Below are 9045 nucleotides of genomic sequence, written 5' to 3'. Positions count from 1 at the left end.
TTAGGCGAATGGAGTATTCGTGGTGCGATTCTTACGGGAACAGAACTTTGCGACAGCGTTCCTGCCGTAGTGATCGACTTCTTGGACGAGAATGATCCGGCTTGTGGTGGTGTAGTTCCATGCGAAACTCCTTACCCTGCGGTTGATAATGCAAGCTTGAGTGCAGTACAAAATCCAAATGGCTCAATCACCTTCTCTTGGACACCAATCAACGGTCAAATTGGCTGTCAGGTAAATGCACGAGTTGGAGATATTGCCAATCCTGATGCTCAAACAAGTATCATCGTTGGAGGACCTACATCTAGTTCCTTTACAGCTGGAGTAGGTGCGTTGGCACCTTATCCGTTCGCTACGATCAATTTCAGAGTTCGCTGCGGATGTCAACAAAATCCCACCACAATTGCCGGTCCTTACTCCGATTTTGTAAGTGTGTTCAATTTCCCACCTGCAGGTTCTGCTATTAGCGTAGTGGCTGATCAAGATGTAAAGCAGAAGTATGTTAAAGTAGAAGGTAACAGATTGTCTCCTGCGGTAACGCCGACAATGGATAATTGGAATCCTGTTTACCAGAACCCGAATATCATGACTGGAACGGTTAGCAAGAGCGCAAGCTCATCAGTGAAGAAGTCATTTGACGTTTTCCCTAACCCAACTGCCGGATCAGTTAACTTGAACTACGCAGCAGCTGCTGAAGGGCTTGTTAACGTTCGTGTATTTGACTTAGTTGGAAAGGCTGTGGCTGATTACAGCTTCGTCGTAAACGAAGGTTCAAACTTCCTGAGCTTAGATCTTTCTTCTTTCGAGAAAGGACTGTATGTTATTGAAGTACTTGAAAATGGAGCTTCTTCAACTTCTAAAGTTGTTTTGAAATAATCCATTTCAAATATGATTACCGAGAGGGGCGCAATTGTTGCGCCCCTTTTTTTATTTTCGCGTTTCAATTATATAACCCTTATGATTTTTAGATTCTTTCTTCCATCTGTCTTACTGATACTATTATCCATTGAGTGCAGCAACGCACAAATGATTCAAGACTCTTTCCGAGAAATTGATGTGCTTGAAAAGAGTGAGTCGGATCAAAATAGCAATAAACCTTTCTTGGTGAATACAAGACTTTTTGATTTTGACTCTTCAGTTTTACACCCGTGGATAGAAGGTATTACTCATTTGCGGGTTTTTGGTGTCGATTTTAAAGCTGGCAAGGATTCACAAGGACTCTACCGCTATGTTGATCAAAACAGGGTTGATGACTTTATTTCATTCTGTAAAGAGAAGAATCTAAAAGTTGTTTGGACCCTTAATGTGACAAGTTTCACGTTAGACCAAGAGATGGCATACGTAAAAGGTCTAATTAATCGAGGTCTGAATATTGTTGCTTTCGAATACGGGGGAGAGTTTTATCTGAAGAAGTATGCACTGGGCAATATGTCGGCGAAAGGAGTGGTCGAGACCATCCGTATGGATGGAGAGAATCAAGACTATTTGAATCTCTTGGACATGTGGCTACCACCATTTATGGAAGAGTATCCTTCTGATAATTACGAACATATTTTGATTACGGCCTCCGCAAGTAAGGAGAGGAACAAAATGATGAACTACAGACGGGAGTTCAATAGAAAAGTCTTTGAATACGTGAAGGGGAGGCCGGAATTACAGGGGAAGGTCAGCTTCTCCTACCACATATACGCCGGTGCGAAACCTGATTCGTACAACAACGATGAGGAAAATGTGCTAACGCCTGAAAAGGTTGACTGGTCATTTTTAAATGAAAAGCCAGAAGGAAGCAGATGGGTCGTTACCGAGTCAGGTTATTATGTCAGAGACTTTTCCCAATCCGAACTAGAACAAGCCAAAAAGTTCTATACGAAACAGTATCAAAAACTAGGGAGTAAAGGTTTGATTGGTGTCCATACCTTGTATATTCCCTCGAACAAGAAGAACCCTCTCTCGATGTATGATCAAAATGGCATCACGCCTGTAGGAGAAATGATTGACAGTTGGATCAAGTCTAGGGATACGACTAGCAGCGACAACTCTGACGAGACAGCAGATCAAAACACTGCAGGTACTTCAGAAGATGCCTCAAGTCGCACTCCTAGCTCAGGTTCCACATCCGCAAATAAGAAAATCACTTTAGTGAAAATCTATCCTGAATTTGATGGATTATTCGATTGGATTCATTTCAGTCAAACACTTGAGTTCAGTAATGGCAAATCTTACAACAGATCATATTGGTTTTCCAGTCCTGATTTTTCTAATGAGGATTTAGGTAAACCGATCGGATATTTTAAAAATGTAATTAAGTCCAACTAAGCCTCCTATTTCAAGAGTCAATTTGTGGGTAAAGTCTTGACTACTCGATAAAAAGAGAGTACCTTTCCCACCTGTCTCACCTCTTAATAAAATCACAGAATGAAAATGTTAACCTTAGGCAAGCTATGCCTAATAAGCGCCTTCTTATTATCCAATTTATTCTCGAATTCCCAATCATCCGATCACGTATCGGGAGAGGTCATTGTCATGCTTCATCCGGGAATGGATTACGAAAGTTTGAGCAAAGGCCTCTTTCGAGAATCAGGTTTGGAATCCAATCTAAAACACCTCGAAATACTTTCAGAATTATCTAATATTCACTTGTTTTCATTTCAGCAATCAAGCATTGATGAAGACATCTTATTGCGATCGCTTCAAGGTTCTGATTATGTTCGAGCTGCTCAGTTTAATCACTTCGTGAAAGAAAGAGGTCTACCGAATGATCCACAGATCGGCACTCAATGGCACCATGTGGATGCTTCTGATAACGACATTGATAGTGATTTGGCATGGGATATCACCACTGGTGGCACAACGGCCAATGGTGATGAAATCGTTGTTTGCGTAATTGAGCCCGGAGGAGCCAATTACAATCACAATGATTTGGTGGCCAATCATTGGGTTAATACCAATGAAATCCCGAATAATGGAGTCGATGATGATGGCAATGGTTATGTAGATGACTACGACGGTTGGGACCCCTCTACCAATTCGGATAACATTTCTTCCGGTGGACATGGGACCGCCGTTTCAGGAATGATAGGTGCCAAAGGAAACAATGGAATTGGTGGTGCCGGAGTAAACTGGGATGTGAAAATCATGCAAGTCGAAGTTGCAAGCCTCACGGAATCAAACGTGATTGCCTCATACTCTTACCCTCAAACTATGAGAAACCTCTACAATACTTCGGGAGGTGCTCAGGGCGCATTTGTGGTGGCAACCAATGCCTCATGGGGAATAGATGGGGCCAATCCCACAAATTATCCCGTTTGGTGCGCTTACTATGACGATTTAGGAGCAGTAGGTATTTTGAATTGTGGAGCGACAGCAAATAATAATGTAAACATTGATGTGGTGGGTGATATGCCAACCGCTTGCGGCAGTGACTATATGGTGGCTGTGACTGCCTCAAATAGCAGTGATCAAAGAACTTTTTCCGGTTACGGTGCCACAACAATCGACTTAGCCGCACCAGGTGAATCTGTCTACCTTCCTTCCGGATCTTCAAATTACAGCAATACCAGTGGGACTTCTTTTGCCAGCCCCTGTGTAGCAGGAGCAATTGCCTTGGTTTATTCAGCGCCATGTGCAACACTTGCGTCAACAGCATTGGCAAACCCACAATTAGCTGCTGATATGGTTCGCGGTTATATATATGATGGAGTTGACCCTGTCGCATCTCTTCTCAATGAAACCGTAACAGGTGGAAGGCTCAACGTGAACAATGCTTTGGATTTAGCGCTGCTTTCTTGTGGGCCACCTCCTGTTTGTGTCCCTCTTAGCATCGATCTGTCAGAAAAATGCACACTGAATGAAACCAGCGGAGTGGTTGAAGCCTCAATAACCGTAGATGCATCTTTTGATTCAGATTTTTGTAATGCAGAGACAGTGTGCTACCAACCTCAAGGAGGAGCTATAACCTGTATTGATTTAGCTTCGGGAGCTTTGTCCAACTCGTCAAGTTTTGAAATCGACGGACTCAATTCAAATACGACTTACAATATTTACTACACTGCTTCAGACGGAACGAGTGCAACTCAATCAATTACCACGGGCGATTGCTCAAGTCTTGTAGCAGGTTGTACTGATCCTTCTGCACTCAATTACAGTCCCAACGCAGATGTTGATGACGGCTCTTGCCAATTCCCTTGCTCAGAAGTGTCACTCTCTGTACTTACCGATTGTTGGGGCAATGAAGTGAGCTGGGAAATTGCCGATGATCAAGGAAATATAGTCGCGTCTATCGCGCAAGGCGACTACCCCGATGAAACACTAAACACTTGGTCTGAATGCCTTGCGCCAGGTTGTTATACTTTCAACATATTTGACTCCTTTGGAGATGGAATGAGCGGAGCCTCCTACAGTTTTTGTGGAGTGGATGGAGATTATGAAATGCTCGGTCCTGACGGCGAGATACTTTTTGAGATGGGTGCTGCTGACTATGGTTCGCAGGCCACTCATTCTTTTTGCATAGAAGGGACTGGAATTCCTCCATGTACTCAGCCATACCCACAGGTTACCGGGCTAAGCTCCACAGTTCAAGTCAATGGAGTCTTACTCCAGTGGAATCCGATTCTCGGATCAATAGGCTGTCAAATTCAAGGGGGAGTAATAGGCGGCGGAAATGCCTCGATCACTATTGGTCAACCTGAGGCATCGCAATACTTTGTAGGAAACAATAGCTTACAAGCAGGTCAAAACTACCAATGGAGAGTAAGATGCGGTTGTTCCAACAATCCTTTAATAGCTGGCTCTTGGAGTGAATATGATCAGTTTTCACTTGCTTCGGCGCTTGAGGCCCGAGCTTCATCTTCCAATGTAGATTCTGATCAAGAGGTTGTTGTTGCTCCTAACCCCACAAATGGATTTACTCAATTATTTCTGAATTCCGATGAGTCTTTGAATGGAGTGATATCGCTATTCGATATTACGGGCAAGCTGGTCCTTCAGGAAAATGTTGCTTTATCAAAAGGTGCCAATACGCTTCAACTTGATTTTACCGACTACCATTCAGGGATTTACCTCTTGACAACTCAGTGGGGAAATAAAGTATTCCAATCCAAACTAATCATTCAATAATCAATAAATATGAGATATAATATCTTGACTAAAGCGGGAGTCGCACTGCTATTCGTAGCGGCTATTGGCTTTCCCAACACTTCTTCTGCACAGACCACAGATGTTGGAGAGCCATATGGATGGCAATCCAAAACTCAATTGGAAATAGAAAAAGTAACACTGCCAAAGGTGGATATTGACCAATTAAAATCTGAGGATGCCATTAATATGGCAAATAAGGTTGGTCCATTTCGATTCGGTCACGAACACATTGTCAATCTTGATGTAATTCAATCTGCTACTATTACTTCTACTGCCGAAGGTGAAGTATATCAGGTAGAGTTCATCTCTAAGGATGCACTGACGATGAACGTCTTTTTCCAAGAGTTTGATCTTGGGCCTGGCGAATATGTGCATGTATTTGATAGTGAGGGAAAGTTTTATGACGGAGCTTACACTGCCGCAAACAACCAGCCTGATCTATTGCTTTCTACCTTACCTATTCCTGCCACAAAAATCGTAGTTGAGTATTTCAGACCTTCAGATTCTACTTATGATTCGAAGCTCACGATCGGACATGTAGTTCAGGGATATCGACAAGTTGCTCAACATTTTGTTGATGCTCTGCATGGCACTGCAAAGGGGTTGAACGACAGTGGATCTTGTAATTATGACACGGGATGCTCCCAATTGCCTGGTAACCCTTTCGGTGCTCCCGGAGAATGGGATGATCCTATCGCCTCTGTCGCAATAATTCTAATAAATGGTTCAGGTATTTGCAGTGGCGCCTTAGTAAACAATACCGCCAATGATGGTACGCCTTATTTCCTTTCTGCAAATCACTGTGGTACTTCAGGTGGTGGAGGAAGATCATTCCTATTTGGATATGAGTCGGCAACCACGAGCTGTGCTACAACTGCGAATAGCAGTAATGGCCCTACAACAGCCCAAATCAGTGGCGCTACTTTAAGAGCAAGTAATTCAGCTTCAGACGTGGCGCTTTGGGAATTGAATAGCACGATTCCAAATTCTTACAACGTCTACTTTGCGGGATGGGACAATAGTGGAAATATTCCCAACGAGATTACGGGAATTCATCACCCAAGCGGAGATGTTAAGAAAATTTGCCGCGAAGAAGATTCTCCTTTCTATGACACTGCAGGCGGTGCTCAGGTTTGGTGGATCAATGAATGGGAGTGGGGTGTAACCGAGCCTGGTTCATCGGGATCTCCAATCTTTGATCAAAACAAAAGAATCGTTGGTCAGCTTTATGGCGGGCTGGCGGCTTGCTCAGGAACAGTAAACAATGGAACGTATGATTACTACGGCCGTTTCGACGTTTCCTGGGATAATGGTAGTAGCTCTTCAAGTCGATTGAGTGATTGGCTTGACCCACTCGGTTTAAACCCAACAACGCTTGACGGGTACAACCCCAACCAACCGAGTGCAAATCTTGACGCAGCTGTGCAATCAGTAGATGGAGTTTCAGGATTTTTCTGCAACCAGGAGATTTTCAACCCTTCTGTTCAAATTAGCAATGCCGGAGTTAATACACTTACCTCACTTACTATTGCTTACTCACTTAATGGATCTTCACTGGGATCAATCGAATGGACAGGTAGTTTAGTGTCAGGCTCGAATGAGTCTGTGAGTCTGCCTGTTTTGAATATCAGCGAATCGGGACTTTACGACTATGAAGTTACCGTGTCGAATCCCAACGGAGGATCAGATGAGAATGCCTCCAATAATTCAGGAGTTTCGAGTCTTGAAGCTGCAATTGATGCCAACTCGGCTCAACTGGATTTAACATTTGACTGCTGGCCAAATGAGGTTAGCTGGGAACTTGTGAGTGATGCTACGGGCAATGTTTTAGCAACGGGAGACGGATACCCCGGCGATGCTGACGGAACAACTGTTTCTGAAATATTCTGCTTGGCAGAAGGGTGCTACACATTCACGATTTTTGATTCGTTTGGTGATGGTATGAGCGGTGCATCTTACACTAGCTGCGGTTTTGATGGAGACTATCAAATACTAGATGATGACGGAACCGTTCTTGTTGAAATGACTGCGCCAGGTGCCGATTATGGTGATTTTGCTACCCACTCTTTTTGTATAGATGGTGGTACGGTGCCTTGTGCTCAGCCTTACCCTGTAGCACAGAATCTGACTACCACGACACAAATCAACGGTGTGCTATTGCAGTGGGATCCTATTCCCGGTTCGATAGGTTGTCAAATTCAAGGAGGTTTGGCTTCAGCTTCCGGATTGGCCTCATTTACTACCTTCCAGCCCAACGCCAGCTCATTTTTAGCTCCATCCAGCCAGCTCCAAAACGGACAACAATACCGTTGGAGAGTGCGCTGTGGATGTACTACTTCTATCATTGGCGCATGGTCTGATTTTGATTTCTTCAACTGGAACGTAGCTACGAAGAATTACGCGGATCTTTCGGATTCGATGACACTCTTCCCGAATCCGGCTAACAACGAAATGACAGTGAAGCTGGATTCAGGTAATTCGGGAGTCTACATTGCCACGTTCTACGACCTTCAAGGACGCATGGTCAAAGAAGAACAACATGTTATTGACGGAACACAAATGTTGCGGTATGATATTAGTGATTTAGATGCAGGGGTGTATTTATTCCAAGTATCCAATGGAATATCTACTTTCTCTGAAAAGCTGATTAAGCAATAATAAGCTGATTTTTGATACAAAAAAGGGCGGCCAATTGGCCGCCCTTTTTATTCTATTTATGTCGATATAGCTAGTCTACTAGTTCAATTACCATTGCCGAAGCTCCACCACCGCCATTGCAGATTCCTGCACATCCGCGTTTGGCATTGTTTTGCTTCAATACATTGATAAGGGTTACGATGATTCTCGCTCCCGAACATCCCAGAGGATGTCCCAGAGAGACAGCTCCACCGTTTACATCTACTTTCTCAGGATTAAGTCCGAGTTCTTTCATATTGGCCAAAGCCACTACTGAGAAAGCTTCGTTCAACTCCCAAAAGTCAATATCGGAATTTTCCAATCCCGCTTTTTTCAATGCCTTGGGAATAGCCTTGGAAGGAGCCATGGTAAACCATTGTGGTTCGCGAGCCGCATCAGCGTAGCTTACGATTTTAGCAATGGGTTTTACACCTAAAGCCTCGGCTTTTTCTTTGCTCATCAAGATCACAGCAGCGGCTCCGTCGTTCAAGGTGGAGGCATTGGCTGCGGTTACGGTTCCGTCTTTGGTAAATACCGGACGCAAAGCAGGAATCTTTTCCATCCTTACATTCTTGTATTCTTCATCTTCTGAAACCACGATCGGGTCACCTTTTCTTTGAGGTACGGCAACGGGAACAACTTCGTCAGCAAACTTTCCTTCTTTCCAAGCTTTTGCCGAACGCTCGTAAGATTGGATCGCAAAATTGTCTTGATCTTCACGAGTGATGTCGTACTCCTTGGCGCAGAGGTCTCCGCAGGTTCCCATGTGTTTCTGGTCGTAAACATCAGTCAGGCCATCGAATACCATTCCGTCCAACATCGTTATGTTGCCTAGTTTAGTTCCCATTCGCGAACCCGGAAGGTAGTGAGGGACGCGACTCATGCTTTCCATTCCACCTGCCACTACTACATCGGCATCGCCGAGCATTATGGCTTGAGCGCCTTGCGAGATAGCCTTCATACCTGAAGCGCAGACCTTGTTCACAGTTGTACAGGGTACCTGGTCACCGATGTCGGCAAACATTGCCGCTTGTCTGGCAGGAGCCTGCCCCAAACCTGCTTGAAGGACAGAACCCATCAGTACTTCGTCTACTTCAGAAGGGGAAAGATTGATTTTTGAAAGTGCGCCTTTTATTGCAGTTGAGCCAAGTTTTGTGGCGCTTACAGATGAGAGACTACCATTAAAACTTCCTATCGGAGTTCGCACGGCAGAAACGATATATACTTCTTTCATTG

At 44.2% G+C, this 9045-nt stretch carries 5 protein-coding genes; 4 read left to right on the top strand and 1 reads right to left on the bottom strand.

The window, feature by feature from the left end; translation table 11 throughout:
• The 4 genes from O3Q51_16980 to O3Q51_16965 form a co-directional block, all read left to right on the top strand.
• The coding region (locus tag O3Q51_16980) for a T9SS type A sorting domain-containing protein (GenBank protein ID MCZ4410514.1) at positions 1-873 on the top strand (873 nt) is incomplete at its 5' end.
• 81 nt (positions 874-954) lie between these two features.
• Positions 955-2313 (top strand): hypothetical protein, encoded by a 1359-nt coding sequence (locus tag O3Q51_16975; GenBank protein ID MCZ4410513.1) that lies wholly within the window; start codon positions 955-957, stop codon positions 2311-2313.
• Positions 2314-2412: 99 nt separating this feature from the next.
• A complete protein-coding gene (locus tag O3Q51_16970; protein ID MCZ4410512.1) occupies positions 2413-5112 on the top strand; it encodes a S8 family serine peptidase in 2700 nt (899 codons plus the stop codon).
• A 9-nt stretch (positions 5113-5121) separates the two neighbouring features.
• On the top strand, positions 5122-7791 hold the full coding sequence (locus O3Q51_16965) for a T9SS type A sorting domain-containing protein (GenBank protein ID MCZ4410511.1): 2670 nt from the start codon (positions 5122-5124) through the stop codon (positions 7789-7791).
• 70 nt (positions 7792-7861) lie between these two features.
• Here O3Q51_16965 and O3Q51_16960 read toward each other — a convergent pair whose 3' ends face one another.
• Positions 7862-9043 carry an acetyl-CoA C-acyltransferase gene (locus tag O3Q51_16960; GenBank protein MCZ4410510.1) on the bottom strand — a complete coding sequence of 394 codons (1182 nt, stop codon included), beginning with the start codon at positions 9041-9043 and terminating at the stop codon, positions 7862-7864.
• Positions 9044-9045: the final 2 nt, after the last annotated feature.

Source organism: Cryomorphaceae bacterium 1068, assembly GCA_027214385.1.
In the GTDB taxonomy this organism is placed as follows: domain Bacteria; phylum Bacteroidota; class Bacteroidia; order Flavobacteriales_D; family Cryomorphaceae; genus JAKVAV01.
The sequence above is the reverse complement of the archived record's forward strand: the minus strand, read 5'-3'. Positions and strand labels throughout refer to the sequence as shown.

Bases quoted from the DNA above. Each gene is read 5' to 3' on its own strand.
- O3Q51_16975 (MCZ4410513.1), top strand. From the start codon at position 955: ATGATTTTTAGATTCTTTCTTCCATCTGTCTTACTGATACTATTATCC.
- O3Q51_16970 (MCZ4410512.1), top strand. From the start codon at position 2,413: ATGAAAATGTTAACCTTAGGCAAGCTATGCCTAATAAGCGCCTTCTTA.
- O3Q51_16965 (MCZ4410511.1), top strand. From the start codon at position 5,122: ATGAGATATAATATCTTGACTAAAGCGGGAGTCGCACTGCTATTCGTA.
- O3Q51_16960 (MCZ4410510.1), bottom strand. From the start codon at position 9,043: ATGAAAGAAGTATATATCGTTTCTGCCGTGCGAACTCCGATAGGAAGT.